This window comes from Roseateles asaccharophilus (assembly GCF_004362405.1).
GTDB lineage: Bacteria > Pseudomonadota > Gammaproteobacteria > Burkholderiales > Burkholderiaceae_C > Kinneretia > Kinneretia asaccharophila.
In genome coordinates this window covers 445,680-470,952 of record NZ_SNXE01000001.1, presented here as the reverse complement: position 1 = coordinate 470,952, position 25,273 = coordinate 445,680, and the positions used below count along the sequence as shown (strand labels likewise).

The 25,273-nt window shown below is 68.9% G+C and carries 26 protein-coding genes; 7 read left to right on the top strand and 19 right to left on the bottom strand.

The features are described 5' to 3' along the window. Positions 1 to 34: 34 nt before the first annotated feature. The 3 genes from DFR39_RS02080 to DFR39_RS02070 all read right to left on the bottom strand — a co-directional run bounded on the left by DFR39_RS02080 (position 35) and on the right by DFR39_RS02070 (position 3,845). A complete protein-coding gene (locus tag DFR39_RS02080) occupies positions 35 to 1,957 on the bottom strand; it encodes a PrkA family serine protein kinase (protein ID WP_133601871.1) in 1,923 nt (640 codons plus the stop codon). A 422-nt stretch (positions 1,958 to 2,379) separates the two neighbouring features. Further along, entirely contained in the window at positions 2,380 to 3,279 is a 900-nt protein-coding gene (locus tag DFR39_RS02075; RefSeq protein ID WP_133601870.1) for a ParB/RepB/Spo0J family partition protein, read from the bottom strand. Positions 3,280 to 3,296: 17 nt separating this feature from the next. After that, positions 3,297 to 3,845, bottom strand: coding sequence for an RBBP9/YdeN family alpha/beta hydrolase (locus DFR39_RS02070; protein ID WP_133601869.1), 549 nt, complete (start codon positions 3,843 to 3,845; stop codon positions 3,297 to 3,299). A gap of 58 nt (positions 3,846 to 3,903) precedes the next feature. On the opposite strand from DFR39_RS02070, the gene argC reads away from it, so the two are divergent. Both argC and DFR39_RS02060 read left to right on the top strand, forming a co-directional pair. After that, positions 3,904 to 4,845 (top strand): N-acetyl-gamma-glutamyl-phosphate reductase, encoded by a 942-nt coding sequence (argC, locus tag DFR39_RS02065; RefSeq protein ID WP_133601868.1) that lies wholly within the window; start codon positions 3,904 to 3,906, stop codon positions 4,843 to 4,845. Next, entirely contained in the window at positions 4,845 to 5,276 is a 432-nt protein-coding gene (locus tag DFR39_RS02060; protein ID WP_133601867.1) for a GNAT family N-acetyltransferase, read from the top strand. The genes argC and DFR39_RS02060 overlap by 1 nt, the downstream gene beginning before the upstream one ends. 26 nt (positions 5,277 to 5,302) lie before the next feature. Here the strand turns inward: DFR39_RS02060 and DFR39_RS02055 are convergent, their stop codons facing one another. From DFR39_RS02055 to mnmG, 4 genes are read right to left on the bottom strand one after another with little or no spacing between them, the layout of a single operon-like run. After that, positions 5,303 to 6,079, bottom strand: coding sequence for a GNAT family N-acetyltransferase (locus DFR39_RS02055; protein ID WP_162849381.1), 777 nt, complete (start codon positions 6,077 to 6,079; stop codon positions 5,303 to 5,305). 11 nt (positions 6,080 to 6,090) lie between these two features. Beyond that, positions 6,091 to 6,861, bottom strand: coding sequence for a ParA family protein (locus DFR39_RS02050; protein ID WP_133601865.1), 771 nt, complete (start codon positions 6,859 to 6,861; stop codon positions 6,091 to 6,093). A gap of 60 nt (positions 6,862 to 6,921) precedes the next feature. Beyond that, entirely contained in the window at positions 6,922 to 7,599 is a 678-nt protein-coding gene (gene rsmG / locus DFR39_RS02045; protein WP_133601864.1) for a 16S rRNA (guanine(527)-N(7))-methyltransferase RsmG, read from the bottom strand. Positions 7,600 to 7,621: 22 nt separating this feature from the next. Next, positions 7,622 to 9,601, bottom strand: a complete 1,980-nt coding sequence (gene mnmG, locus DFR39_RS02040) for a tRNA uridine-5-carboxymethylaminomethyl(34) synthesis enzyme MnmG (protein ID WP_133601863.1) — start codon at positions 9,599 to 9,601, stop codon at positions 7,622 to 7,624. 130 nt (positions 9,602 to 9,731) lie between these two features. On the opposite strand from mnmG, the gene DFR39_RS02035 reads away from it, so the two are divergent. Then, positions 9,732 to 9,998 carry a YkgJ family cysteine cluster protein gene (locus DFR39_RS02035; RefSeq protein ID WP_133601862.1) on the top strand — a complete coding sequence of 89 codons (267 nt, stop codon included), beginning with the start codon at positions 9,732 to 9,734 and terminating at the stop codon, positions 9,996 to 9,998. Here the strand turns inward: DFR39_RS02035 and DFR39_RS02030 are convergent. The 5 genes from DFR39_RS02030 to DFR39_RS02015 form a co-directional block, all read right to left on the bottom strand. Further along, positions 9,995 to 10,207 (bottom strand): DUF2061 domain-containing protein, encoded by a 213-nt coding sequence (locus DFR39_RS02030; RefSeq protein WP_133601861.1) that lies wholly within the window; start codon positions 10,205 to 10,207, stop codon positions 9,995 to 9,997. The genes DFR39_RS02035 and DFR39_RS02030 overlap by 4 nt on opposite strands. Before the next feature lie 101 nt (positions 10,208 to 10,308). Beyond that, complete coding sequence (locus tag DFR39_RS02025; protein ID WP_162849380.1) at positions 10,309 to 12,483, bottom strand: peptidase domain-containing ABC transporter; 2,175 nt, start codon at positions 12,481 to 12,483, stop codon at positions 10,309 to 10,311. Then, on the bottom strand, positions 12,476 to 13,720 hold the full coding sequence (locus DFR39_RS02020) for an HlyD family secretion protein (RefSeq protein WP_133601860.1): 1,245 nt from the start codon (positions 13,718 to 13,720) through the stop codon (positions 12,476 to 12,478). The genes DFR39_RS02025 and DFR39_RS02020 overlap by 8 nt, the downstream gene beginning before the upstream one ends. Positions 13,721 to 13,779: 59 nt before the next feature. Further along, the gene (locus DFR39_RS19765; protein WP_162849379.1) at positions 13,780 to 13,950 is read right to left on the bottom strand and encodes a hypothetical protein; all 171 of its coding nucleotides are present in this window, start codon (positions 13,948 to 13,950) and stop codon (positions 13,780 to 13,782) included. A gap of 115 nt (positions 13,951 to 14,065) precedes the next feature. After that, complete coding sequence (locus DFR39_RS02015) at positions 14,066 to 14,779, bottom strand: helix-turn-helix transcriptional regulator (RefSeq protein ID WP_133601859.1); 714 nt, start codon at positions 14,777 to 14,779, stop codon at positions 14,066 to 14,068. Between the two features lie 219 nt (positions 14,780 to 14,998). Between DFR39_RS02015 and DFR39_RS02010 the strand changes: the two genes are divergently transcribed. Continuing rightward, positions 14,999 to 15,316: a hypothetical protein gene (locus DFR39_RS02010; protein WP_133601858.1), complete on the top strand. Its 318-nt coding sequence runs from the start codon at positions 14,999 to 15,001 to the stop codon at positions 15,314 to 15,316. Positions 15,317 to 15,374: 58 nt separating this feature from the next. Here DFR39_RS02010 and DFR39_RS02005 read toward each other — a convergent pair whose 3' ends face one another. The 5 genes from DFR39_RS02005 to DFR39_RS01985 are packed head-to-tail and all read right to left on the bottom strand — an operon-like array spanning position 15,375 to position 19,341. After that, entirely contained in the window at positions 15,375 to 15,695 is a 321-nt protein-coding gene (locus tag DFR39_RS02005) for a hypothetical protein (protein ID WP_133601857.1), read from the bottom strand. Beyond that, positions 15,692 to 16,351, bottom strand: a complete 660-nt coding sequence (locus DFR39_RS02000; RefSeq protein WP_133601856.1) for an RNA polymerase sigma factor — start codon at positions 16,349 to 16,351, stop codon at positions 15,692 to 15,694. The genes DFR39_RS02005 and DFR39_RS02000 overlap by 4 nt, the downstream gene beginning before the upstream one ends. Continuing rightward, positions 16,348 to 16,794 (bottom strand): DUF3106 domain-containing protein, encoded by a 447-nt coding sequence (locus DFR39_RS01995; RefSeq protein ID WP_133601855.1) that lies wholly within the window; start codon positions 16,792 to 16,794, stop codon positions 16,348 to 16,350. The genes DFR39_RS02000 and DFR39_RS01995 overlap by 4 nt, the downstream gene beginning before the upstream one ends. Before the next feature lie 26 nt (positions 16,795 to 16,820). Further along, positions 16,821 to 17,984, bottom strand: a complete 1,164-nt coding sequence (locus DFR39_RS01990; RefSeq protein ID WP_246030647.1) for a DUF1501 domain-containing protein — start codon at positions 17,982 to 17,984, stop codon at positions 16,821 to 16,823. Positions 17,985 to 17,994: 10 nt separating this feature from the next. After that, on the bottom strand, positions 17,995 to 19,341 hold the full coding sequence (locus DFR39_RS01985; protein ID WP_133601854.1) for a DUF1800 domain-containing protein: 1,347 nt from the start codon (positions 19,339 to 19,341) through the stop codon (positions 17,995 to 17,997). Between the two features lie 179 nt (positions 19,342 to 19,520). Between DFR39_RS01985 and DFR39_RS01980 the strand changes: the two genes are divergently transcribed. After that, a complete protein-coding gene (locus DFR39_RS01980; RefSeq protein WP_133601853.1) occupies positions 19,521 to 19,886 on the top strand; it encodes a hypothetical protein in 366 nt (121 codons plus the stop codon). Between the two features lie 25 nt (positions 19,887 to 19,911). Here DFR39_RS01980 and DFR39_RS01975 read toward each other — a convergent pair whose 3' ends face one another. Further along, complete coding sequence (locus tag DFR39_RS01975) at positions 19,912 to 20,790, bottom strand: hypothetical protein (protein WP_133601852.1); 879 nt, start codon at positions 20,788 to 20,790, stop codon at positions 19,912 to 19,914. A 98-nt stretch (positions 20,791 to 20,888) separates the two neighbouring features. On the opposite strand from DFR39_RS01975, the gene gstA reads away from it, so the two are divergent. Continuing rightward, positions 20,889 to 21,500, top strand: a complete 612-nt coding sequence (gstA, locus tag DFR39_RS01970) for a glutathione transferase GstA (RefSeq protein ID WP_133601851.1) — start codon at positions 20,889 to 20,891, stop codon at positions 21,498 to 21,500. A 249-nt stretch (positions 21,501 to 21,749) separates the two neighbouring features. Next, positions 21,750 to 23,582, top strand: coding sequence for a putative bifunctional diguanylate cyclase/phosphodiesterase (locus tag DFR39_RS01965; protein WP_133601850.1), 1,833 nt, complete (start codon positions 21,750 to 21,752; stop codon positions 23,580 to 23,582). A gap of 21 nt (positions 23,583 to 23,603) precedes the next feature. Here the strand turns inward: DFR39_RS01965 and DFR39_RS01960 are convergent, their stop codons facing one another. Beyond that, a complete protein-coding gene (locus DFR39_RS01960) occupies positions 23,604 to 25,172 on the bottom strand; it encodes a thioredoxin family protein (protein ID WP_133601849.1) in 1,569 nt (522 codons plus the stop codon). Positions 25,173 to 25,273 lie beyond the last annotated feature (101 nt).

Sequence of the window (25,273 nt, the reverse complement as noted above, 5' to 3'; positions counted from 1 at the left end):
TCGTTCCTTGGCCCTGTCACGGCCCTTGCCTATATCAGGAGCTCTTTCTCACCCGCAGGTACCACTCGCAGAGCAGGCGCACCTGCTTGGCCGTGTAGCCCTTGTCCACCATGCGTTGCACGAAGTTCTCGTGCTTCTTGGCTTCATCGGCGCTGGCCTTGGCATTGAAGCTGATGACGGGCAGCAGCTCCTCGGTGTTGGAGAACATCTTCTTCTCGATCACCGTGCGCAGCTTCTCGTAGCTGGTCCAGGCGGGGTTCTTGCCCTGGTTGTTGGCGCGCGCCCGCAGCACGAAGTTGACGATCTCGTTGCGGAAGTCCTTGGGGTTGGAGATGCCTGCGGGCTTCTCGATCTTCTCCAGCTCGGCGTTCAGGGCCGCGCGGTCGAAGACCTCGCCGGTGTCGGTGTCGCGGTATTCCTGGTCCTGGATCCAGTAGTCGGCATAGGTGACGTAGCGGTCGAAGATGTTCTGGCCGTACTCGCTGTAGCTCTCCAGATAGGCCGTCTGGATTTCCTTGCCGATGAACTCGGCATAGCGCGGGGCCAGGGCCTCCTTGATGAAGCCCACGTACTTCTGCTCCAGATCCTGCGGGAACTGCTCGCGCTCGATCTGCTGCTCCAGCACATACATCAGGTGCACCGGATTGGCCGCCACCTCGCTGGAATCGAAGTTGAAGACCTTGGACAGGATCTTGTAGGCGAAGCGGGTGGAGATGCCGCTCATGCCCTCGTCCACGCCGGCGTAGTCGCGGTACTCCTGGTAGCTCTTGGCGCGCGGGTCGGTGTCCTTGAGGTTCTCGCCGTCGTAGACCTGCATCTTGCTGAAGAGCGAGCTGTTCTCGGGCTCCTTCAGGCGCGTGAGGATGGCGAACTGGCTCATCATCTTGAGCGTGCCCGGGGCGCACTTGGCCTCGGCCAGCGAGGAGCCGCGGATCAGCTTCTCGTAGATCTTGACCTCCTCGCTGACGCGCAGGCAGTAGGGCACCTTGACGATGTAGATGCGGTCCAGGAAGGCCTCGTTGTTCTTGTTGTTGCGGAAGGTCTTCCACTCGCTCTCGTTGCTGTGCGCCAGCACGATGCCGTCAAAGGGGATGGCACCAAAGCCTTCGGTGCCCTTGAAGTTGCCCTCCTGCGTGGCGGTCAGCAGGGGGTGCAGCACCTTGATGGGCGCCTTGAACATCTCCACGAACTCCAGCAGCCCCTGGTTGGCCAGGCACAGGCCGCCGGAGTAGCTGTAGGCATCGGGGTCGTCCTGGGCATAGGTCTCGAGCTTGCGGATGTCCACCTTGCCCACCAGGCTGGAGATGTCCTGGTTGTTCTCGTCACCCGGCTCGGTCTTGGCCACGCCCACCTGGCGCAGCACGCTGGGATAGCGCTTGACCACCTTGAAGCGCCGGATGTCGCCGCCGAACTCCTCCAGGCGCTTGACGGCCCAGGGGCTCATGATGCGGTTCAGGTAGCGGCGCGGGATGCCGTATTCCTTCTCCAGCAGCGGCCCGTCCTCGACGCCGTCAAACAGTCCCAGCGGCGACTCGTTGACCGGCGAGTCCTTGAGCGCGTAGAAGGGCACCTGTTCCATCAGGCTCTTGAGCCGCTCGGCGATGGAGCTCTTGCCGCCGCCCACCGGACCCAGTAGGTAGAGGATCTGCTTCTTCTCCTCTAGCCCTTGCGCGGCGTGGCGGAAGTAGGAAACGACCTGCTCGATCGCGTCCTCCATGCCGTAGAACTCGGCGAAGGCCGGATAGATCTTGATGGTCTTGTTCGCAAACAGGCGCGAGAGCCGCGGGTCGTTGCGCGTGTCCACCATCTGCGGCTCGCCGATGGCCTGCAGCATGCGCTCGGCGGCGGTGGCGTAGGCGAGGGGATTGCGTTTGCACTCGGCCAGGTACTCTTCCAGCGAGAGCTCTTCGACCCGGGTGCGCTCGTAGCGAGCGGCAAAGCTGCTGATCACGTCCATGCTGACCTCCTGTGTCGGACAGAGACGGCCGCCGGGCGTGAAACACCGGCGTCGTCTGGGAAGTTCTGATGGCGCCCCTACAACCGGACCGAGGCGTCATCAGAGCTTTCCGAGGTTCAGCAGCAAAGCGAGGGCTCTTGCTGTCTAGCTTGGTTCATGCACCAAGCCTTGAACACAGGATAAGCCTAGTCTTTGTCCTTCAACACAGAAGATTCGCGTCGCGTTGACATCATGCTACGCCCTTCCGTGCGTTCTTGCTCAGGGCAAGACCTGGCCCTGTTGCCTGCCCCCCCCGCAAAGTGATGGACGGGGCGTGCATTTCAATATGCATGCACCATGCCGGCTTGTGCACCGGGCATGAAAAAGCCGTGAAGAGCTCACGGCTTTGCGGAGGCTTGCAGCGACCGGTGTCCGCGCTGGTATTACTGCGGGCCGCGCAGTTTCTCGATCAAGCCATTGAGTTCATCCAGCGAGCCGAACTGTATGGCCAGTTCGCCCTGCTCGCCGCGCTTGGTGCGCTTCTTGACGCGGATCTCCACCTGGGCGGTGAGCAGGTCCGAGAGCTCTTCCTCCAGGCGCAGCACATCGCGGCTCTTGTCGCTCTTGACGCGCAGCAAGGGCTTTTGCCGGGCCGAGCCCTGGCGGGCCACCAGCTTCTCGGCCTCGCGCACGCTGAGCTTCTTGGCGGCGATCTCGGTGGCGGTGGTGATCTGGTGCGCGCCATCCAGGGGCAGCAGGGCACGGGCATGGCCCATATCGATATCGCCGGCCATCAGCATGTTCTGCACCGGATCGGCCAGCTGCAGCAGGCGCAGCAGATTGCTGGCGGCGCTGCGCGAGCGGCCCACGGCCTGGGCGGCCTGTTCGTGGGTGAGTCCGAACTCTTCGGTCAGGCGCTTCAGGCCCTGGGCCTCTTCCAGCGGATTCAGGTCTTCGCGCTGGATGTTCTCGATCAGGGCCATGGCGGCCGCGGCCTCGTCGGGCACGGCCTTGACCAGCACCGGCACCTCGCGCAGACCCGCCAGCTTGGCGGCGCGGAAGCGCCGCTCGCCGGCGATGATCTCGTAGCGCGCTTCACCGTTCGGTGTGATGGGCCGCACCAGGATGGGCTGCATGATGCCCTGGCCCTTGATGCTCTCGGCCAGCTCATAGAGCGAGCCCTCGTCCATGCGCGTGCGCGGCTGGTACTTGCCGGCCTGCATCCATTCCAGGCGCAGGGTGCTGGGCTCACCCTCGCGGCTTGCGGCGGGGCTATCGCTGACTTTGGGGCCGAGCAGGGCCTCCAGGCCCATGCCCAGGCCCTTGGGTTTTTTCGTGACCATAGGGGCTGGATTGTCCCTTATGCCGCGGCCGTCGCCTGCAGGCGTTGCAGCAGGGCCCGGCCCTCGGGCCAGTCGCCCAGGCCGGAGGCGCTGTTGATATGGCCGCAGGCGCCCAGCATCAGCAGCTCGGCGCCCCAGTCGGCCGCCATCTGGGCGCCGCGCTCGGGGGCGCAGAAGGGGTCGTCGCTGCTGACCACGGCCAAGGCAGGGAAGGGCAGGCGCGGTCGGCGTATGGGGCGCCAGTTGTGCAGCTGGGGCGGGGTGTCCTCGCGCTCGGTATCGGGCGGGGCCACCAGCAGGGCGCCGCGCACCCGGGCCGTGTGCTGCGAATGAGCGGCCCAGCTGGCCACCAGCTGGCAGCCCAGGGAATGGGCCACCAGCAGGGCGGGGCGGGCATCCTGCTGCAGCACCTCGTCCAGCCGGGCCATCCAGTCCCCGCGGCGCGGCCATTGCCAGTCGGCCTGCTCGACGCGCTGGTCGCCATGCAGGGCCTCCCAGCGGCTCTGCCAGTGATCCGGGTCGGAATTCAGCCAGCCAGGCAGTAGCAATACACGCGGTTCAATCATGGTTTGGCCTTATGCTGTCGGTCCTTTCTGATCGATCGATTGTGCTGGAGAAGAGGCCATGGCTTACAAGGTGTTTGTGGATGGACAAGAGGGCACGACGGGCCTGCGCATTCATGAGTACCTGGCCGGTCGCAGCGACATCGAAGTCCTGAAGATCGACGCCGACAAGCGCAAGGACGCCGCCGAGCGCGCGCGCCTGATCAATGCCTCGGATGTGTCCTTTCTGTGCCTGCCCGATGCCGCCTCGCGCGAGGCCGCGGCCATGGTCAGCAACCCCAACACCTGCCTGATCGACGCCAGCACCGCCCACCGCACGGTGCCGGGCTGGAGCTTCGGCCTGCCCGAACTGGCCAAGGATCAGCGCGCCAAGATCCGCGCCAGCAAGCGCATCGCCAACCCGGGCTGCCACGCCAGCGCCTTCATCCTGGCGGTGCGCCCCCTGGTGGACGCCGGCCTGCTGGCGCCCGAGGCCCTGATCAGTGCTACCTCCATCACCGGCTACTCGGGTGGCGGCAAGTCCATGATTGCCCAGTACGAGGCCGGTGGCGACAGCAAGCTGGACTCGCCCCGCCCCTACGCCTTGGGTCTGGCCCACAAGCACCTGCCCGAGATGATGGCCCACACCGGCCTGAAGCAGGCGCCGGTGTTCATGCCCATCGTCGGCAGCTTCTACAAGGGCCTGGCCGTGACCGTGCCCCTGCATCTGAGCCAGCTGCGCGCCGGCACCCGGGCCGAGCATCTGCACGAGGCCCTGAGCGCGCATTACGCGGGCGAGCGCTTCATCAAGGTGCTGACCCTGCGTGACCCGGCCACGATGGAAACCGGCTTCTACGATGTGCAGGCCTGCAATGACACGAACCGCGTGGACATTGCCGTCTTCGGCAGCGAGACCCAGGTGCTGGTGATGGCCCGCCTGGACAATCTGGGCAAGGGCGCCAGCGGCGCCGCCGTGCAGTCCATGAATGTGCATCTGGGTCTGGACGAGGGCCTGGGCCTCTGATGTCCCAGCGGGTGTGGCGTCGCGACGCCGAACTGCCCCCCGCCGATCTGGACGCCATCCGCGATGGCGTCATCCTGCATGGCCGTCAGCAGACCCAGGGCAGTGACGCCCGTGACATCGCTTGCGGTCTCTATGAAGACGGCCAACTGATCGCCGGGGCCTGGGGCCGCACGGAGTTCCAGCGCCTCTACCTCAGCTATATCTGGGTGCAGCCCGAGCATCGCGGCCAGGGGCTGGGCGGCCAGCTGCTGCGCCAGATCGAGGCCCAGGCGCTCAAGCGCGGCTGCGTCGACGCCCTGATCGAGACCCTGTTGGACGAGGCGGCCGACTGCTTCGAGCACCTGGGCTATGCCTGCGTGGCCTATCTGCACGACTATGTGCCGGGCTTCACCCGCCACACCCTGCTCAAGGTCTGGCAGCCGCGCGATTGAGCGCCACGCCCTGACCTGAGTCGTCGTCAACGCAGTTCGGCGAGCGGGCTGCGGTAGTGGTAGCGGTAGGCGAACTCGAAGCCCAGGCGGCCATAGACGCGCTGCGCCACCGCGTTGTCGCTGCCCACCTGCAGATAGGCATGCCGGGCACCTTCCTCCCGGGCGGCCGCCAGCAGGGCCAGGCAGAGCTGGTGGGCATGACCACGACCCCGCTGCTCGGCGGGCGTGAAGATGTCGTAGAGGCCCACCATGACGCCTTCCCGGGCGAACTGGCCGCAGGCCAGCAGGGTGCCCGCGGCATCGCGCAGGGCGTGGCCTCGGTAGGGCACGGGCGATTCCCGCAGGCGCTGGGCATGGGCCTCGATTTCGGCCGCGCTGGAGCCGCGCAGGGCACCCACCAGGGCGGCATAGGCCTCGGCTTCCAGCGGCTCGACCCGGCAGCCTGGTGTCAGGTCCTTGGCCGGCAGATCATCCAGCCGGGCCCGAACCATGACCTCGGCCGGATCGAAGCTGGACCAGCCCAGGGCGGCCAGCTGCGCGTCCAGATCGGCCGGCTGGCTGAAGGGGGTGACGCGCACACACAGGGGCAGGCCGGCGGCAGCAAAGGCGGTGGCGCAGCGCTGCAGCAGCTCATGCAGGGGCAGCTCGCCTTGCTCCAGCGCATTCACGCAGCGCGAGCGCTTGGCCTTGCCCGGCGAGAGCCGGATCAGCCAGCCCGCCACGCGCTGCTGCTGGGGCGGGGTGCTGGCATTGAGCCCCGCTTCCTCGGCCAGGCGGGCCAGCGCGGGCAGGGAGGGGCTCATCGCGGCCTGCATCACATGGTGGCGACGCGCCGCACCATCTCCCGGGCGAAGTCCACAAAGGCCTGGGCGCCCTTGGAGCTGGGGTCGAAGACCACGCCGGGCAGACCGTAGCTGGGGGCCTCGGCCAGGCGCACATTGCGGGGGATCACGGTGTCGAACACCTTGTCGCCGAAATGGCCCTTGAGCTGCTCACTCACCTGCTGCTGCAGGGTGATCCGGGGGTCGAACATCACGCGCAGCAGGCCGATGATCTGCAGGTCCGGGTTCAGATTGGCATGCACCTGCTTGATGGTGTTGACCAGGTCGGACAGGCCTTCCAGCGCGAAGTACTCGCACTGCATGGGCACCACCACGCCATGGGCCGAGCACAGGCCGTTCAGCGTGAGCATGGACAGCGAGGGCGGGCAGTCGATCAGCACGAAGTCGTAGTCGGCATCGGCGGCGGCAATCGCGGCCTTGAGCCGGCGCTCGCGGCGCTCCAGCTCCACCAGTTCCACCTCGGCACCGGCCAGCTCGCGGTTGGCGCCCAGCACGTCGTAGCCCACCTTCTCATTGCGCTGGCGGGCCTCGGCGATGCTGGCCGATTCCAGCAGCACGTCATAGACGCTCAGCTCCAGGGCGCGCTTGTCGATGCCCGAGCCCATGGTGGCATTGCCCTGCGGGTCCAGGTCCACCACCAGCACCCGCTGGCCCACCTGGGCCAGGCCGGCGGCGAGGTTGACGGTGGTGGTGGTCTTGCCGACCCCGCCTTTTTGATTGGCAACGCAGAAAATCTTGGCCATGGTCTTGTAGTTCTGAGCAGGCAGCGATGGTAGCCCGGAAGCGGCCGGGGCAAGGACGGATCAAGCCCGCGGTTTGATCCAGATGAGACAGCGCTGGGCATCCAGACCGGGCACCTGCAGCTGTTCCACGTGAAACACATCCAGGTCCGGGGGAAGGGCGGCCAGTTCCTCGGCGGGGTGCTGGCCCTTCATGGCCAGCCAGATGGCGCCGGATTTGGCGCCGGATTCGGCACGTGGCTTCAGGTGCTGGCGGGTGAGGCTGGTGAAGTCCAGCAGGGAGGCAAAGGCGCGGGAGGTGATCAGGTCGAAGGGGGGCACCTCAAGCGCTTCCACCCGCGAGTGCTCACCGTGCAGATTCTTCAGGCCCAGCTCGGCCGCCACCTGCTTGATGAAGCTGGCTTTCTTGGCCACCGCGTCCACGCAGGTGACATCGATCTGCGGCGCGCAGATGGCCACCACCACACCCGGCAGACCGCCGCCGCTGCCCACATCCATCAGCCGCAGCGGCCGGCCCTCGGCATGGCGCAGCAGGGCTGGCAGCAGGCTCAGGCTGTCCACCAGATGCTGGGTCAGCATGGCCTGCGGGTCGCGCACGGCGGTGAGGTTGTAGACCTTGTTCCATTTCTGGATCAGGCCCTGATAGGCCAGCAGCTGCTCGATCTGGCTGTCGCTGAGGCTCAGGCCCAGCTGCTGCGCGGCCGCCACCAGGGCGGGGCGCAAGGAATTGGTATCAGTCATGAGTGCGGGGTGGGGCGGGAGCTCAGGCCGGGGTGCCGGCTTCGGCGGGCATGTCGGTGAAGCCCTTGAAGCGACCCTTTTTCAGATGGATCAGCAGCAGGGAAATGGCGGCCGGGGTGACGCCCGAGAGGCGCGAGGCCTGGCCCAGGGTCTCGGGGCGGTGCTTGTTCAGCTTCTGGCGCACCTCGAAGGAGAGGGCGCTGACCTGGGTGTAGTCCAGCTCGGCCGGCAGCTTGAGGTTCTCGAAGTGTGCGGCGCGAGCCACGTCCTCCACCTGCTTGTTGATATAGCCGGCGTACTTGACGCTGGTTTCGATCTGCTCGATCACGGCATCGGCCACGGTCTTGCCCAGCTCGGTGTTCAGGGTTTCACGTGAAACACCGGACTCGGGGCGTGCAATCTGGGCCACTTCCACCAAGGTGTCGTAGCCCACACCGGGGCGGCGCAGCAGATCGGCCAGGTTGTACTCGCGCTCCAAGGCCTTGCCCACCAGGCGCTCGGCCTGCTCGGCGGGCAGGATGCCCGGATGCACCCAGGTGCTCTTCAGTTTCTCGGTTTCACGTGAAACAGCATCGCGCTTGCGGTTGAAGGCGTCCCAACGTGCGTCGTCCACCAGGCCCAGCTGGCGGCCGAACTCGGTCAGGCGCATGTCGGCGTTGTCCTCGCGCAGCTGCAGGCGGAACTCGGCCCGGCTGGTGAACATGCGGTAGGGCTCGGTCACGCCCTTGGTGATCAGGTCGTCCACCAGCACGCCCAGATAGGCCTGGTCGCGCGAGGGCAGCCAGGCCTCCAAGCCTCGCACTTGCAGGGCAGCGTTCAGGCCAGCGAACAGGCCCTGGGCCGCCGCCTCTTCATAGCCGGTGGTGCCATTGATCTGGCCGGCGAAGAACAGGCCCTGGATCGCGCGGGTCTCGAAGCTGCTCTTGAGTTCGCGCGGGTCGAAGTAGTCGTACTCGATGGCGTAGCCGGGGCGCAGGATGTGGGCGTTCTCCAGGCCGGGGATGGACTGCACCGCGGCCAGCTGGATATCGAAGGGCAGGGAGGTGGAGATGCCGTTGGGGTAGAACTCGTGCGTCGTCAGGCCCTCGGGCTCCAGGAAGATCTGGTGCGAGTCCTTGTCCGCAAAGCGGTTCACCTTGTCCTCGATGCTGGGGCAGTAGCGCGGACCCACGCCCTCGATCACGCCGGTGAACATGGGGCTGCGCTCAAAGCCGGAGCGGATGATTTGGTGCGTGCGCGCATTGGTGTGGGTGATCCAGCAGGGCAGCTGGGCCGGATGCTGATCGGCCGAGCCCATGAAGCTGAACACGGGCATGGGCGTGTTGGTGCCGGGCATGCCGTCGCCGGGCTGCTCGGTGCACTTGGAGAAGTCGATCGTGCGGCCGTCAATGCGCGGCGGCGTGCCGGTCTTCAGCCGGCCCTGGGGCAGCTTCAATTCTTTCAGCCGGGCCGAGAGGCTGACGGCCGGTGGGTCGCCGGCGCGGCCGGCGCTGTAGTTCTGCAGGCCGATGTGGATGCGGCCATCCAGAAAGGTGCCGGCGGTCAGCACCACGGCGCGGCCGCGGAAACGGATGCCGCTCTGGGTGACGGCGCCCACCACCCTGTCGCCCTCGACCATCAGATCGTCCACCGACTGCTGGAACAGCATCAGATTGGGCTGGTTCTCCAGGCGGCGGCGGATGGCGGCCTTGTAGAGCACGCGGTCGGCCTGGGCCCGGGTGGCGCGCACGGCCGGGCCCTTGGAGCCGTTGAGGATGCGGAACTGGATGCCGCCCTCGTCGGTGGCTGCGGCCATGGCGCCGCCCAGGGCGTCCACTTCCTTGACCAGATGGCCCTTGCCGATGCCGCCGATCGAGGGGTTGCAGCTCATCTGGCCCAGGGTCTCGATATTGTGGGTGAGCAGCAGGGTGGACACGCCCATGCGTGCCGCGGCCAGCGCGGCCTCGGTGCCGGCATGGCCGCCACCGACCACGATGACGTCGAATTCCTTGGGATAGAGCATGGCTTGAGCCTCGATCGGGCACCGCAAAAAGAAGGGAGAAAGCGCGGCGCGGGCAAACCCTGAATTTTACGGGCGGCCTGTGGATAAGTCACGGCCGCAGTCCATGCCCGGGCCGACAATACGCCCCACCATGAACTGCCGTGACCACTGTGCCGCCTGCTGCATCGCGCCCTCGATCAGCTCCCCGATTCCGGGCATGCCCGTCATCAATGGGGTGAGCAAGCCGGCCGGCGTGCGCTGCGTGCAGCTGGACGAGGCCGACCGCTGCAAGATCTTCGGCCGGCCCGAGCGTCCGGCGGTCTGCGCTTCCCTGCAGCCCAGCGAGATCATGTGTGGCGAGAGCCGCGAGCAAGCCATGCGCTGGCTGGGCTGGATGGAGCGCGAGACAGCGCCTTAGGCCATCTGCGGCTGGCGGCGGCGCAGCAGCGACCGGGCCCAGGCCTCGACCCGATCCCAGTGCTTGTTGTGGAAGTAGTGCAGTACGGTGTTGACCAGGGGCTCTACAAAGGTCACGGCCCCGGCGATGCTCACGCTGCCGGTCAGCAGATAGGTCACGCCGAAGGCGGTGCCCAGGTGCATCACCCCGAAGCTGGCGGTCTTGCTCATGGCCCATCTCCTATCGCATTGAAAAGTCAGTTTGCAAATGCTACTGATTCGCATCGCCGCGGACCAGTTGGATTTGCCCATCGCCGCGATAGGCAGGTTTCTCAGGCCTGGGCGCCGGGCGCGGGGGGCAGGGCGCGCAGGTCCTGGGCCACCCGGCCCTGGTGCAGGGTGATGACGCGCTGCGCCGCCGCAATGGTTTCGGGCCTGTGAGCGATCACTATCCGGGTGATCGAGAGCTGGCGTAGCGAGGCATTGACCTGGCGCTCGCGCTCCACGTCCAGGGCGCTGGTGGCCTCGTCCAGGAAGAGGAACTGGGGCCGCTTGTACAGGGCGCGCGCCAGCAGGATGCGCTGGCGCTGGCCGCCCGAGAGGCTGGAGCCCATATCGCCGATCAGGCTCTCGTAGCCCATGGGCATGGCCTGGATGTCCTCGTGCACGCAGGCCAGGCGCGCGCACTGCTCGATCCACTCGGCATCGGCCTGGGGGTCGAAAAAGGAGATGTTGTCGCGCAGGCTGCCGGCAAAGAGCTGGTCGTCCTGCATCACGGTGCCGATGCGGCGGCGCCAGTCGGCCAGGCCGATCTGGCTCAGGGCCTGCTCGCCCAGGCGGATCTCGCCACTCTGTGGCCTGTGGATGCCCAGCATCAGCTTGAGCAGGGTGGTCTTGCCGCAGCCCGAGGGGCCGACGATGGCCACCGCCTCGCCCGGCTCGATGCGCAGGCTGCAGTGCGAGATCACCTCGGGCTCGCCATCGGCATAGCGGAAGCTCACCTCGCGCAGCTCCAGCGCGGCCGGGGCCGCGGCCTGGGCGGGCAGCTGGTGGTCCAGGGGCTCGGGCGCGGTGAGCACGATATCGGCCAGGCGCTCGCCCTGCAGGCCCAGCATCTTGAGCTGCACCAGCTTGTCGATCAGGGCGGCCAGGCGCAGGCTGAACTGCTCCTTGTAAGCCAGGAAGGCGAAGAGCATGCCCACCGAGAGGCTGCGTTCCAGCACCAGCAGGGCGCCCAGCCAGACGATGGCCACCCGCTCCAGGCCGAAGACCAGCTTGTGCGCCACGCCCATGGCCAGCTCCAGGCGGCGCGAGCCCAGCTGGGCGTTCATATGCTCGACCACCAGATTGGCGAAGCGGGCGCCGCGGTCGGCCTGGGCATTGAAGAGCTTCACCGCCTGCGCGCCGCGCAGGGACTCGATGAAATGGCTGGTCTGGCGCGCCTCGTGCACCAGGGCCTCTTCCGAGGCCTGGCGCAGTGGCCGGAAATAGGCCCAGCGCAGCGCGCCATAGGCCGCCACCGCCGCCAGCGCGATCAGGGCCAGACGCGGGCTGTAGACCCACATCATGGCCAGGGTGATCAGCACCAACAGCCCGTCCAGCACCGCCTCGATGAACTGGGTGGTGAGGGTCTGCTGCATCTGCTGCACGCTGTTGAAGCGCGAGAGGATGTCGCCCAGATGGCGCTTCTCAAACCAGTCCAGCGGCAGGCGCAGCAGGTGGTTGAAGACATTGGAGAGCCACTGCAGGTTCAGGCTGGCCGAGAGCTGCAGCACGGCCCAGGAGCGCAGGGCGCCTATGCTCACCTGCAGCAGCACCAGCAGGCCGAAGCCCAGACCCAGGGTGACGAGCAGATCGCGGTCATCGCTGACCAGCACCCCGTCCACTACCCATTGCAGGAAGAAGGGCGAGAGCAGCACCAGCAGCTCCAGCGCCAGGGCCAGGGCCAGGATCTGGGCCAGGGAGCGCTTGAGCCCCAGCACCCGGCCCAGCAGCTGCTGCCAGCGGATCCTGGGAGGTGCCGGCTTGGGCGCGAAGTCGGGGCCGGGCCGCAGCTCCAGGGCCACGCCTGTGAAGTGGCGCGAGAGCTCGGCCAGCTTGATCCAGCGTCGGCCGGCCACCGGATCGTGCAGCAGGGCGCGGTCGCCGCGCACCTCGGCCAGCACCACGAAATGCCGGAAGTCCCAGTGCAGGATGCAGGGCAGCTGCAGCTGGGCCAGGTGCTCGGGCTCGGCGCGCAGGGCGCGGCTGGCCAGGCCCAGCTGGGCGGCCATGCGCACCAGATCGGCCATGGTCGCGCCCTTGAGCGAGAGCGAGAAGCGTGCGCGTAGCTCGGCCAGATCGCAGCGCTGGCCGTGGAAGCTGGCCACCATGGCCAGGCAGGCCAGGGCACATTCGGCGCCCTCGGTCTGCAGGATCAGGGGCAGGCGCGAGCCGCGCCGCCAGCCCAGGTTCAGGCGCTCCAGCAGGCTAGGGGCTTGCTCGTTCTTGTTGATGGGATCAGACACGGTTCGCCAGGGCCAGCAGGGGTTCAAAAATCCATTCGATCAGGCGGCGCTTTTCCAGCAGCACATCGGCGTCCAGCTGCATACCCACCGCCAGGGGCTGCTCGGCGCCATAGGCGGCCACGCTCTGCCGTTCCAGGGTCACGGTGATGCGGTATAGGGGCTCATGCCCGCCGGCCGCCGGACCCAGGGGCAGGGCGGCCAGCTCGGCCGCCGGCAGGGGGGTGCGCGAGACCTGCAGCACGCGGCCCTGCTGGTGGCCGAACTTCTGATACGGATAGGCCTGGTAGCGCAGGCGCACCGCCTGCTCGGGCCGCACAAAGCCCACGGCGCTGGAGGGCGCGTATAGATAGGCCTGCATGCGCGTGTCGGCCGGCAGCAGGCTGGCCAGGGCCAGTGCCGGCGTCACGGGCTGGCCGGGCTCGGCCTGCAGGGTGGAGACGATGCCGTCGCTGGGCGCACGCAGCACCAGGCGGCGCCGTGCCTCGGTCTCCAGGCCCAGGGCGCGCAGCGAGGCCAGCTCGCGCGTGAGCTCGCCGCGGCGCTCGCTCAGGCGCAAGGGCAGGGCCTCGCGCTCGGCGCGCAGGGCGGCCTGTTCGGTGCGCAGCTTCTCGCGCTCGCGCTCCAGGCTCAGGGCTTGCGCCTCGGTGTCCAGCAGCTCGCGGCGGCGCGCCTGCAGCTGGGTGTCGGAATAAAAGCCCTGGGCGCGCAGGGCCTCGGCCCGCGTCAGCTCCTCGCGCGCCAGGCGGCGGCGTTCGCGGTGGGCCTTGGATTCCTGCTCGGCCGCGTCCAGCTCGCCCTGCTGGGCGGCCAGGCGGCGCTCCAGGCCCTGGCGCTGCTGCTGGAACTGCGGCTCCAGCTGGGCCAGGGCCTCGCGCAGCGAGGCCTCGCGCTCCAGCAGGCTTTGGGCCACGCCCTCGCCGGCCTGGCTGCTGGCGCTGTCCAGGCTCAGCTCGAAGAGGATGTCGCCGGCCTTGACGGCCTGGCCTTCGCTCACGCGGCGCGCCAGCACGGTGGCCGCCTGCGGGGCGGTGATGCGCAGCACGCCGCGGTCCGGCACCAGATAGCCGCGCACACGCGCCTTGCGGCTGTACTCGGCCGTGCTGAGAAAGACCCCGACCAAAACGACGCTGCCCACGGCACAGGCCGTGAGCAACTTCAGCGAGAGAGGGCGCAGCAGCTGAATGCTGCCCAACCAGGACTGTTGCTGGCCGGCCAGTGCTTCAGGACGGAACAGCATTCAGCTTGGGTGCCGCTGTGGGCCCTCACAGTCGGTGTGGCTCGACAAGTCGCCGGGGCTCACCAGGTGTTTTTCGGCGCCTCGACGTACTCGAGTGCTTGGGGCTCCGACCATGTGTTCTTGGGGGCGCCACCACTGACATGTGCCAGCAGGCTCATATCGATTTCGACAGGGCCATTGAGCTTCGCGGGGGAGAGATTGACTTGCTCTTGAACTTGTTGCTTCTGCATGACCGGCTCCGTGTGTTCTGTGGCGTGCGGGGGAGTGCACAGCCCCAATTGAAGCGGCGGATCCAAACATGCGTAACTGTCAACTCTTACAGATGGGGGATAGCCTAAGCCCGGACTAACGTATTAGGCCGAAGCGCAAGGCCTTCAACACAGCTTGGTGCTTGTTGCTGCACTTCAGCTTTCGCATGGCGTTGTTGATGTGCAGAACTGCCGTGCGCTCGGCGATACCCAAGATGCCGCCAACCTCCCAAGCGGTCTTCCCTTCCATGGTCCATCGCAGGCACTCAAGTTCGCGCGGGGTTAGTTTTGGGGCTTCAAGTTGCTGCTCGGGAGGCAGCAGCACTCGCAGTGCCGCATCGAGCGCGTGCACTGCAAAAAGTTGCAGATCGGCAACCAGCCGAATCAGCTGAGCGTTGTCGTTGGGCAAGGGACGATCTCGGTCGACGCCCAACACAAAATGCCGGCCTTCGGGTAAATGTAGTGCGAGACAAATCCCGGTTCGGTAGCCATAGCTGGCCTGCGCTTCCCAGAGATCGTCAGCATCGTGGCGTCTGTAAGTGTCTCTATCCCAGACTATCGGGACACTGTTGCGCTTGCAGTGCTGCATAACCGGATCCAGACGACCCAGTCTTGGATCATTCAGGGCCTCGCTAAATCCCGGTGGCGAATTGTCGATCGCGATGAACTCCGACCGACCCAGCGCGTGATCCACAACGGTGATCGCCGAAAAGGTGTCGAACTCCAGCTTTTTCGTAAAGCGCAGCACCTCCCCGCGAAATTCTTCGCGGGTGCGGGCTTCGAGTACGGATTGGTAACCGCCCTGCAGCATCAAACTCTTTCCACACGTTTCCCGCGTTGGTTCGGAACGGGCCTTCACATCCCTGACAAGGTTTACAGCTAGCGATGGATTCCAGTTGTCAGCAAACTTTGCGCAGCGTGGCCGACATTGTTTAAGTCACATCCTTCACTCTCAGTACAAGCCGAAGAAAAAATGACTCCAACTTGGATTGTGTATGCATGGCCGCGGATTTTGTGCGAAGCCAGGCGCGTGGATCGCCTGCAATTCGCGCATTCCACGACGCGCGTGTTGGTGTCGGGCGACGCGGCCCGACCTTCCATGGGGCAAACCCTGTGGACTGGTGCCTCGGAGAACGGGACGGCGGCCGGCGTGGCCTGGGATTGGGTCTGCCTGCCCGAGGGCGTGGTGGCCATGGCCGACCCCATGGCCCTGGTGACCAATCTGCAGTTCGTCAGCGTGGAGGGGGAGGTGCTGGCGCCCATGGAGTCGGTGCTCCAGCTCAATGGCATCGTCCACACCCTGCCCTGGCAATGCGAGGTCCAGAAGGCCCTGGGCTATCTGCACTAGGGCGAGTCGCGGCCAGGAAGGGGCCAGCGCAATGCCGGCCCTGTGCGCCGGCGCGGGCTCAGAGTTCGCCAATGGCGATCTGGGACAGCACGTCCGGCTGCATCAGCTCCTGCAGACCGGGGTCGGGGCGGGCGCACCAGGCCAGCAGCAGGGCACTGCCCAGCAGGGCAGCGGGCAGCCACCAGCGCAAGGGGTGGTCGCGCCAGCGAGCCAGGGCCAGCTGGGCGGCCCCGACGCGCTGAGTGGCGCCGTCGCGGCCGGGACGAGCTTGTTGTTGCCACTGCGCCAGCACGCGGGCCTGCAGGGCCTCGCTATCGGCGCTGGACGCGCCCTGACGCAGGACTTGGCGCAGATCGTGGTCGGTGGGCTCGGGCTTCATGGGCGTACTTCTTTCTTCGACGAGGTGCTGGCAAGCTGCAGCTGTCGTCGCAGGGACTGCTTGGCGCGGTGCAGCAGCTGGTGGGCGGCATTGGGCTCGCTCAGGCCCAGGGTCTGGGCGATCTCGGCCACGCTGGCATCACCATAGGCCCACAAGGCCAGGGCCATGCGCTGGCGGGCCGGCAGGCCTTGCATGGCCTGCTGGAGCAGGGCGGCCTCGATGCGCGTCTCCAGCGCCACCGCGGCGGCGGGCAGGGCTTCGCTCAAAGCCTCCAGGGCTTCGGGTTCCAGGCTCAGCTCGCATCGCTTGACCAGCAGGCTTTTGCAGCGGTTGATCACGATGGTGTTGAAGAAGGTGGCCAGGCTGGCGCCCCGGGCATCGCTGGGCCGGCTGCGCCACAGGCGCAGAAAGGACTCCTGCACCATGTCCTCCGCATCCTCGCGGCGGCGCAGCAGCTGCAGGGCCAGCCCCAGCGCCTGGGGCGTGAGCCGCTGCACCAGGGCCGTGGCGGCGGCGGCCTGGCCGTCGCAGGCCTGTTGCCACAGGACCCAGTCTTCCCCGGCCGGCAGCCCTGCGGGACGGCCGAGCCTGGCCTTTGCTGCCGACCACCAGCTCAGGGGCGCCGGGGCTTGGCGCGTGTCCAGCGTCTTGCTCATTCGCTGGGCAGCCGCTCGCGCAGGGCGCGACGCTCCTCCGGGCTGAGCTTCTCCAGCATGGCGCGGCGCTGCTGCAGCAGCTCGCGGCGCTGGGCCGGGCTCATGGCCTGGATCTGGGCGCGGCGTTCCTCGGCCTGGCGGCGGCGCTCCTCGGGCGGCATGGCCTGCCAGCGTTCACGGGCCTGGGCCGCCAGGGCCTGGCGCTGCTCGGGGCTCAGGGTTTCCAGGCGCTCACGCATCTGTTCGCGAAAGGCCCGGCGCTCGGCCGGCGGCAGTCGCTCCAGCTGCTGGCGCAGCTCGGCGCGGCGCTGGGCCTGCTGCTCGGGGCTCATGCGGGCCCACTCCTGCGGGTCGGGCACGGCGGGCGGCTTGGCCTGAGCCATGCCGCTCAGGGCCGCGAGGCTCAGGGCCAGCACGGCCGTGGGGAGCAAATGGTTCTTCATGATGATTCCCGTGATCATGACGCACATCAGGCGCGCCACAGGCCTTCCAGCGCGCGCGGGGCATCGGGCAGCACGCCACCCTCCAGGGCCGCGCGGCCCAGGCCGAACTGGCGCTGCAGCAGGGCGGCCTGCAGGGCGCGGATGTCCAGGCTGGGGCGCAGGTCGCGGCCCTCCAGCAGCTCGCGGTTGGCGAGGCCCGGCCAGTCGGCCAGCACCCGGCCGCCGGCCACTGCGCCACCGGCCAGCCAGGCCACGCCCCCCGTGCCATGGTCGGTGCCGCCGCTGCCATTGGGCCGGGCCGTGCGGCCGAACTCCGTCATCACCAGCACCGTGCTGCGGGCCCACTGCGAGCCCAGGGCGCTGCGCAGGGCCGCGAGGCCCGCGTCCAGACCGGCCAGCTGACGGGCCAGGCGGTTGTTCTGCTGGTTGTGCGTGTCCCAACCGCCGCTTTCCAGCCAGGCCAGGCGCGGGCCGCGCTCCGCGGCCAGAAAGCGCCCCGCCTGCTCGGCCAGGGCGGCAAAGCCATTGCCCGCTGCCCCCTCGCCGGCCATGCGACCCAGATCGCGCTGGCTCATGGCCTGCTGCCAGGCGGCGTGCAGGGCGGTGTCGCCGGCATAGAGCTGCTGCACGCGCGCCAGCAGGTCCTCGCTGTCGGCGGGGCCGGGGCGGCTGGGCGTCCAGGTGCTGGCCTGCTCGGCGCCGCGCAGGGCCACGGGCAGGGCCGGGCTCAGGGCCACGCCGCCCTGACCCGTGGCCTGCAGGGCGCGGCCCAGCCAGCCGGTGCTCAGGGCAAAGGGGCGGGGGCCGCCGCTTTCCAGCTGCTGCTGGGCATCGAAGTGGGAGCGCTCACGGTAGGGGCTGGCCAGGGCATGCAGCACCAGCAGCTGGCCCTCGGCATACCAGCGCGCCAGCGTGGGCAGGGAAGGGTGCAGGGCGTAGAAGCCGTCCAGGGGCAGGGCGCCCGTGGGGGCCAGCTCGCCGCGCAGGGTGGCAAAGGCGGGATCGCCCGGCACCGGCACGGCGGCCAGGCCGTCCAGGGCACCGCGCAGCATGATCACCACCAGGCGCGGCGCCTCGGCCGGGCCGGGCGCGGCCAGGCTCAGACCCGGCCAGGTGGGCAGCAGGGCGCTGGCGCCCAGCAGCTGCAGCAGCTGGCGACGGGCCGGATTCATCGTGGGCTTGAAGAACATGGTGGGGGCCTCAACGGCGTTGGAACTCGGGGCTGGCCAGCCACAGGGCCAGGGCTTGGGCGCCGTCGGCGGCGCGCTCGATCTGCAGTCGGGTGCTCTCGCCCAGGTCCTCGCCCAGGGCCAGGCGGGCCAGGGCGCGGGCGTCTGCGGCCTGGGCATGGCGCTGGGCAAAGCGCTCGGCCCATTGCACGCGCTTGAGCAGGGCATCGGGCGAGAGCCAGTCCTCGCTGCGGTCGGGCCAGCCCTGGGGCGAGGGCGCGCGGCCGGGCGCCTGGCCCAGGGCCGTAAGCGTCTGCATGCCGGCATCCAGCTCCCGGTCTCCCAGGGGCAGCTTGAGCTGGCGGTGGGCCGAGAGCAGCAGCTCCTCGGGGCGCTTGAGCTTGGGCGGGTTCTGCGCCGACCAGGTGGCCGGATGCTCGAACAGGGCCTGGGCCACCTGGCGCAGATCGCCGCCGCTCTCGCGCCAGCGCCGCGCCAGGGCGTCCACCAGGGCGGGTGGCGGCGTGTCGCTGACGAAATGCAGGGCCAGCTTGCCGGCCAGATGGCGGGCGGTGGCCGGGTGCAGGGCCAGGTCTTGCAGCAGCTGATCCAGGGCCTCGGGGCCCTCGGGGTAGCGCCGGCCCAGCACGGTCTTGGGGCCGGGCTGGTGCAGGGCCGGCTGGAAGCTGGCGCGGCCGTCGCCGCCTTGCAGGCGCACGGTCCAGCCGGTCAGCAGCCGGGCGGTCTCGGTGACATCGGCCTGGCTGTAGCCCCCATTCACACCCAGGGTGTGCAGCTCCAGCAGTTCGCGCGCCAGGTTTTCATTCAGCCCACGCTCGCGCCGCAGGCCGGCCCGGGACTGCGGGCCCATGGACTGGGCGTTGTCCAGATAAAGCAGCATGGCCGGGTGCAGGGTGGAGGCGCGCAGCAGGGCGCTGAAGCGGCCGAAGGCCTGCGGACGTATGGCCTCGTTCTCATGCGGCCAGACCAGGGCGCGGGTGGCGCCCTTGGTGGCGGCCACGCAGCAGTGGTTGGCCCAGAACTGCACCCAGCGCTCGGCCACCGGGGTTTCGGTCGTGATGATGTGCTGCCAGCGCCGCTGCAGGGCGGCCCGGTTGGCGCGGCGCAGGGTCAGGGCTTGCGCGTTTGGGCGCAGCTCGGGGGCGGACGCGGCAGCCGCGGGCGCGGCCGCGCTGCGCAGCAGCTCGCCGGTCAGGCGCAGGGCGGCCGCGCCGTCCATCAGGCCGCCGGCGTCAAACGGCGTCTGGGCGCCGGGCAGGAACTGGGCCAGCACCCAGGACCTGGGGTCGGCCCCGGGGCCGCGCAGACTGGTTTCGCTGTAACCGAAGCGATGGGCGGCGAGGGTGGCGGCTTGCATGAGGTGGCGAGGCGCATAAGCGCAAGCGAGGACCCTGCTTGAACCCCGGTGGCATGCCGCTCTTACGCGCCGCTTGGCAAGTCCTACCTTGTTGCTGGGCCATGGAGGCTGGCTCGTAAGTCGCGCTGCTGGACGGCGGTTCAAGCCGCACCTTTCCACTTCAGTGTCCAGGAGTTCTCATGAACCTGTTTTTCCGCGCCCCGACCTTGAGCGTGCTGTTGCTGCTGGGCCTGAGCCCCTTGTTGGCCCAGGCCCAGGCCCAGGGCGAGGCCGCCGAGCGCATGGAGCAGCGCATCGACCAGCGCCAGGAGCGCCAGGCCCAGCGCCTCGCCCAGGGCGCGGCCTCGGGCCAGCTGACGGCGCGCGAGCAGCACCGCCTGGCGCGTCAGCAGCAGCACACGGCCCGCATGGAGCAGCGTGCCGAGGCCGACGGCCAGCTCAGCCGCCGCGAGGCCCGCCGCCTGGAGCACAGCCAGGACCACAACAGCCGTGCCATCGCGCGCCAGAAGCGCGATGGGCAAACCCAGCCCCAGCCGCAGCCTTGAATCCTGCGCTCGGTGAGCCGCGCGCTCAGGGCGGCGTGCTGGCGCGCTGCTGCGCGTAGTGCGCGGCCCGCGCCGCGTCGCCCCGGGCGCGGTAGAGGATCTCCAACTCCTCGAAGACATAGGGATCGGGCTGGCCGGCCGCGGCGCAGGCCTGTTCCAGGGCCAGCTGCTGGGCCAGGGCCGCCTCGGTCTCGCCCAGCAGGCGCAGCTGGTTGGCCACCATCCAGCGCGCGATGCGCAGGCGGCCGCCGCCATCGCTGCCTGGCGCCTCCTGCTCGCGCAACTCCAGCGCGGTCTGGAAGGCCAGCAGGGCCTCCTGCTGCCGGCCGAGCGCGCGCAGGTTGAGGCCCAGATTGTTCTGCAGCGAGGCGCGCCAGCGCCGTGCCGCCGGCTGCGGCGAGGTCTCGGCCAGGGCCAGGGCCTCGCGGTTCCAGCGCAGCTGATCGGCGGGCGCACTGTCCACAAAAGCCATCATGTGCAGCGCGTCCACGGCCAGCCCGTCGAGGCCGGCCGCGCGCGCCTCGGCCAGGGCAGCGAGATAGGCGCGGCGAGCGGCCACGCGGGCCTCGGGCGTACGCTGCGCGGACGGGTGGCTGGCCGAGATGAAGCTGCGGCCCAGCTCCAGGGCCTGGCGCACGCGCGCCTCGGGCCCGGCCGTGGCCAGCTGGGGTTCGAGGCTCAGCAGCAGGGCGCGGGCGCCTTCGAAATCGCGCCGCAGGCCCAGGCTGCGGGCGATCTGGGTCTGCAGGATCAGGGCCTCATCCCCGCGGGCCTGGACCAGGGCGGCGCGAAAGCGCTGCTCGCTCAGGGCGGGCCGGGCGTAGTCCCACAGCGCGTCCAGATCCTGGGCCTGAGCCGAGGCGGCCAGCAGCAGGAGCGAGCAGAGTAGGGCGGATGGCTTCATGGGGCGGCGGCAAGTTTTTGCGTTTCATCGTATCGTGTCACCGCGACGATCCCGGCCCCCGGCCGGATCCCTTGATTCCCGACTCACACGGAGACCCCATGAAGCTCTACTACAGCCCCGGCGCCTGCTCGCTGTCCCCCCATATCGTGGCGCGCGAAGCTGGCCTGAATGTCGATCTGGTGCTGGCCAGCACCAAGACCAAGAAGCTGCAGGACGGCACCGACTTCTACACCATCAACCCCAAGGGCTCGGTGCCCGTGCTGGAGCTGGATAACGGCCAGCGCCTCACCGAAGGCCCGGCCATCGTGCAGTACCTGGCCGATCTGGCGCCCGCCAGCGGCCTGGCGCCGGCCGCCGGCACCTGGGAGCGCGCACGCCTGCAGGAATGGCTGAACTTCATCACCTCCGAGCTGCACAAGGGCTTCTCGCCCCTGTTCACCCCGGGCATGGTGGAAGAGGCCAAGCCCCTGTTCCGCGCCAAGCTGCTGGAGCGTTTCAAGTACGTGGACCAGCAACTCGAAGGCAAGAGCTATCTGATGGGCGAGACCTTCACGGTGGCCGACGCCTACCTCTTCACCGTCAGCAACTGGGGCCAGTATGTGGGCGTGGACATCGCGCCTTTCGCCAACCTGGCCGCCTTCCGCGCCCGCGTCTCGGCCCGCCCGGCCGTGCAGGCCGCGCTGGAGGCCGAGGGCTTGCTGAAGAAGTAACGCCGCGGGTTGTTTGAGGGCCCCTCACCAGGGGCTCTTGATTGCGCGCAAGGCGCTCAGCCGCGTCGAGAGACTTGATCCAGCGCAAGCCTGCGACGGTGCGGGGGATGGCCAAATCGCCGCCTCCAACAAGCTGGCCGTCCGTGGCGGCGCCGGTCGCGGTCGCGAGACCTGCATGGCGTCCTGAATCCGAAGCCCGAGCGCGCTCCAGCGCATCGGGGACCATGGGGCAACTGAAAGGTTTTTGCCTTGAGTATCGAACCCTGGTCGGATGATGAATTCGCCGAACTGGCCCTGATGCCGGTGCCCGAGCCCGGCGGCTCGGGCGTGGCCCCGGCCCCGCAGCCCTGGGATGGCAGCCGGCGCTGGATAGACCTGATGCCCGATGGGGTGCTGGTGGTGGACCGCGAGGGCCTGATCTGCTGTGCCAACCAGGCCATGCAGGAGCTCAGCGGCCATGCGCCCGCGGCGCTTGAGGGCCAGGCCCTGAGCGTGCTGCTGCCACCGGCCTTGCGGTCGCGCCACGGCGCGCATCTGCAGGCCTACTTTGCCGCGCCCCACAGCCGCGCCATGGGCCGGGTGCAGGCATTGAACCTCTGGCATGCCGAGGGGCGGGAGCGCCCGGTGGACATCTCGCTGGGCCTGTGCCGCTTCGAGCAGCGCCCCTGCACCCTGGCGGTGATCCGGGACATGAGCCACTTCCAGGCTTTGCAGGCCCAGCTGCGCCACCAGGTCATGCACGACGGGCTGACGGGGCTCTACAGCCGCCAAATGTTCGGTGAGCTGCTGGGGCGCGCCCTGGAGCAGAGCGCCCGCAGCGGCCAGCCCACCGCCTTGCTGCTCATCGATCTGGATGATTTCAAGTCGGTCAACGACGGTCATGGCCACCATGTGGGCGATGCGCTGCTCAGGGAAGTGGCGCGTCGCATGCGGCGCTCCCTGCGCCAGAGCGATGTGCTGGCGCGCCTGGGCGGGGACGAGTTCGCGGTGCTGTTGCCCGAGCTGCTGGACGCCGAACATGCGCTGCGGGTGGCCGAGAAGCTGGTTCAGGTGCTGACCCGGCCCTGGCGCCAGCAACACCACGAGCTCACGCCGGGGGCCAGCATCGGCATCGTGCTGCTGCCGCGCGATGGTCAGGATGCCGACACCCTGATGCGCCGCGCCGATCTGGCCATGTACCGCGCCAAGGAGGCGGGCCGCGGCTGCTATGCGGTCTATGACGCCGAGATGTCCCGGCGCGTGGAGGAGAAGCTGCGCCTGCAGGCCAGGCTCAAGCTGGCCCTGCAAAGCCCGGACGGCGGCGGCCTGAGTCTGCACTACCAGCCTCAGGTGGCGGCCGAGGGCGGACAGGTGGTGGGCCTGGAGGCCTTGCTGCGTTGGCGCGATGCCGAGCTGGGGGAGGTCAGCCCCGCCCGCCTGATTGCCGTGGCCGAGAGCAGTGGCCTGATCCTGCCCCTGGGCGACTGGGTGTTGGTCCAGGCCTGTTCTCAGCTGGCCCAGTGGCGCGAGCAAGGTCAGACCATGCTGCGCATCTCGGTCAATGTCTCGCCCCACCAGCTGCGCCAGCCCGGCTTCGAGCAGCGCCTGCTCGAGCTGCTGCAGGCCCATGCCGTGCCGGCGGGCATGCTGGAGCTGGAGATCACCGAGAGCGCCGCCATGGCCCATCGCGAGCAGGCCTCGGACCTGCTGGAGCGCATTGCGGCCCTGGGCGTGCCGCTGGCCCTGGACGACTTCGGCATGGGCTACTCATCGCTGGGGCATCTGCAGCAGCTGCCGGTGTGCCGGCTCAAGCTGGACCGCAGCTTTATACGCGGCCTGCCCGGCCACAGCCAGGATGCGGCCCTGACCCGGGCCGTGATCGGCCTGGCCCGCAGTCTGGGCAAGAGCCTGGTGGCGGAGGGTGTGGAGACCGCGGCCCAGCACAGCTTTCTGGCCGGGGAGGGTTGTGAGCTGCTGCAGGGCTGGCTGTTCGCACCGGCCCTGCCGCCGGCCGAGCTGCCCGCCTGGCTGGCAACGCGGCCGGCGCAGCCCGGGCCCGGCCTGCCGCTATCGCCTTGCCCGCCGCCGCCGCCCAGGTCCTGAGCGCCGGCGGCCGGGCCGGCTTCAAGCCTTCTTGGCCGGGGCCTTGATCAGACCCTCGCAGGTGGCGCGCTGCTGGTCGGCGGTGTCGACCTTGGCACAGATGCCGTTGAGCTGGGTCTTGAGGCGGTTCAGCACCGCCTGGTGCTGGCCCTCGGCATTCCAGCTGGCCAGCTTGGCGCCCACGCGCTGCAGGGAGCGGGCGCTGCGCTCATAGAAGGCGCCCTTGTCCTGGCCGGCTTCCTTGAAAAGCTGGGCCGCGGTCTTCTCGATCTTGGCCGCATCCTGCGGCGCCAGGTCCACCAGGGCCGCGAAATAGCCCGAGCCCCATTGCAGGCGGGTGGCCGGGCCCTCGCTCTTGTTGAAGGCTTCCTCGTACCAGCGCAGGGCCTCGTCCTTGCGGCCCTGCTTGCGGGCATTGCCGCCCAGCTGGCTCATCAGGTAGTAAGGCGAGTGGCTCTTGGCCAGGCTGGCCTTGAGCAGATCGTCGCTCTCCTTCCACAGCCCGGCCTGGCCCAGCAGATAGGCCACCGAGGTGATCACGGCCTGGCGCTCATAGCCCTCGGTGACCTCGCGGTCGGCGCGGGCGGCATGGGCCTTCACATCGGCCAGCAGCTCGGCCGGCAGCTTGGGGCTCACGGCGTCGGCCGGCTGGTCCATGCGGGCCAGGCGCACCCGACCGATCATGGCCGAGCTGCGGTCCGCACGCGACAGGCTGGCATCGGCCTCCAGGCGGCGCAAGGCGCTGTCGTAGAGGGCCACCAGGCTCTGGCGCTCGGCGCCGGCCTCGGGCTGCAGGGCGCGCACGATGTCGGCGGCTTCGCCCGTCAGCACATCGGCGTGGGCCCGGCTCAGAACGGGGTTGCTCAGAATGCCGCGCACCCGCTCGCGCAAGGCTGCATCGGCCTTCACGCCCTGGCCACTGTTGCTGGCCGCCAGGGCCTTGAGCCAGAGGCGGTTGACCGTGTCGGCGTCGGCGCCGCCGCCCTGTGCGCCCGCTGCCAGCTGCACCAGCAGACCCGTGCGTTCGGTGGGGGCCACCAGCTGCTGCTCATCGGTCTCCCAGGAGTAGAAGCCCAGCAGGCGCCATTCGTTGGCGCTGAGCTTCTTGCCCGCCTGGGCGTCCGTCAGCACGGCCTTGACCGGGCGGCCGCCGGCCAGGCCCAGCTGCAGCACCTGCAGCACCTGGGCCGCCTCGGCCTCGCCGGGCAGGCGGGTGAGTTCCTGGCCTTCGGGGCTGAAGAGAATCAGGGTGGGATAGCCGCGCACCTTGAAGCGCGCGCCCAGCTTCTGGGCGCCGGGCAGGTCGCCATCGATATTCACGGCCACGAAGGCGCGCGTCTGCTGGATGAAGTCCTGGCTCTTGAACAGCGTGGCCTTGAGCTGGTTGCAGGGCGGGCACCACTTGGCGCCCCAGTACAGCAGCACCGGCTTCTTCTCGCTGCGGGCCTGGGCAAATGCGCGCTCGATATCGGCATCGGCGGCAGCCGGCAGCCAGGCGATGGCCTGGGCGGCGGTGGCGGGAGCGGTCGCCTGGGCAACCGGGGCGATGAGTGCCAGCGCGAGGGCCAGCGCGGAGAGTGCGGGTTTCATGCCGGGGATTGTCGCGCTCCGGGCCCACCCCTGCCCATGAGGGGAATGCAGTAGCTTATGCGGCCAAGGCACAAGCCGGTCGCGCCGGCCCAGGGGCATCC

Excerpts from the sequence above, each read along its gene's own strand:
- rsmG (WP_133601864.1), bottom strand. The coding sequence starts at position 7,599 with ATGACTGATACCAATTCCTTGCGCCCCGCCCTGGTGGCGGCCGCGCAG.
- DFR39_RS01980 (WP_133601853.1), top strand. The coding sequence starts at position 19,521 with ATGAACCTGTTTTTCCGCGCCCCGACCTTGAGCGTGCTGTTGCTGCTG.
- mnmG (WP_133601863.1), bottom strand. The coding sequence starts at position 9,601 with ATGCTCTATCCCAAGGAATTCGACGTCATCGTGGTCGGTGGCGGCCAT.
- DFR39_RS02030 (WP_133601861.1), bottom strand. The coding sequence starts at position 10,207 with ATGAGCAAGACCGCCAGCTTCGGGGTGATGCACCTGGGCACCGCCTTC.
- argC (WP_133601868.1), top strand. The coding sequence starts at position 3,904 with ATGGCTTACAAGGTGTTTGTGGATGGACAAGAGGGCACGACGGGCCTG.
- DFR39_RS02055 (WP_162849381.1), bottom strand. The coding sequence starts at position 6,079 with ATGAGCCCCTCCCTGCCCGCGCTGGCCCGCCTGGCCGAGGAAGCGGGG.
- DFR39_RS01985 (WP_133601854.1), bottom strand. The coding sequence starts at position 19,341 with ATGCAAGCCGCCACCCTCGCCGCCCATCGCTTCGGTTACAGCGAAACC.
- DFR39_RS01995 (WP_133601855.1), bottom strand. The coding sequence starts at position 16,794 with ATGAAGAACCATTTGCTCCCCACGGCCGTGCTGGCCCTGAGCCTCGCG.
- DFR39_RS02070 (WP_133601869.1), bottom strand. The coding sequence starts at position 3,845 with ATGATTGAACCGCGTGTATTGCTACTGCCTGGCTGGCTGAATTCCGAC.
- DFR39_RS02000 (WP_133601856.1), bottom strand. The coding sequence starts at position 16,351 with ATGAGCAAGACGCTGGACACGCGCCAAGCCCCGGCGCCCCTGAGCTGG.
- DFR39_RS02020 (WP_133601860.1), bottom strand. The coding sequence starts at position 13,720 with ATGCTGTTCCGTCCTGAAGCACTGGCCGGCCAGCAACAGTCCTGGTTG.
- DFR39_RS01975 (WP_133601852.1), bottom strand. The coding sequence starts at position 20,790 with ATGAAGCCATCCGCCCTACTCTGCTCGCTCCTGCTGCTGGCCGCCTCG.
- DFR39_RS19765 (WP_162849379.1), bottom strand. The coding sequence starts at position 13,950 with ATGCAGAAGCAACAAGTTCAAGAGCAAGTCAATCTCTCCCCCGCGAAG.
- DFR39_RS02005 (WP_133601857.1), bottom strand. The coding sequence starts at position 15,695 with ATGAAGCCCGAGCCCACCGACCACGATCTGCGCCAAGTCCTGCGTCAG.
- gstA (WP_133601851.1), top strand. The coding sequence starts at position 20,889 with ATGAAGCTCTACTACAGCCCCGGCGCCTGCTCGCTGTCCCCCCATATC.
- DFR39_RS02015 (WP_133601859.1), bottom strand. The coding sequence starts at position 14,779 with ATGCTGCAGGGCGGTTACCAATCCGTACTCGAAGCCCGCACCCGCGAA.
- DFR39_RS01960 (WP_133601849.1), bottom strand. The coding sequence starts at position 25,172 with ATGAAACCCGCACTCTCCGCGCTGGCCCTCGCGCTGGCACTCATCGCC.
- DFR39_RS02080 (WP_133601871.1), bottom strand. The coding sequence starts at position 1,957 with ATGGACGTGATCAGCAGCTTTGCCGCTCGCTACGAGCGCACCCGGGTC.
- DFR39_RS02075 (WP_133601870.1), bottom strand. The coding sequence starts at position 3,279 with ATGGTCACGAAAAAACCCAAGGGCCTGGGCATGGGCCTGGAGGCCCTG.
- DFR39_RS02050 (WP_133601865.1), bottom strand. The coding sequence starts at position 6,861 with ATGGCCAAGATTTTCTGCGTTGCCAATCAAAAAGGCGGGGTCGGCAAG.
- DFR39_RS01990 (WP_246030647.1), bottom strand. The coding sequence starts at position 17,984 with ATGTTCTTCAAGCCCACGATGAATCCGGCCCGTCGCCAGCTGCTGCAG.
- DFR39_RS02035 (WP_133601862.1), top strand. The coding sequence starts at position 9,732 with ATGAACTGCCGTGACCACTGTGCCGCCTGCTGCATCGCGCCCTCGATC.
- DFR39_RS02060 (WP_133601867.1), top strand. The coding sequence starts at position 4,845 with ATGTCCCAGCGGGTGTGGCGTCGCGACGCCGAACTGCCCCCCGCCGAT.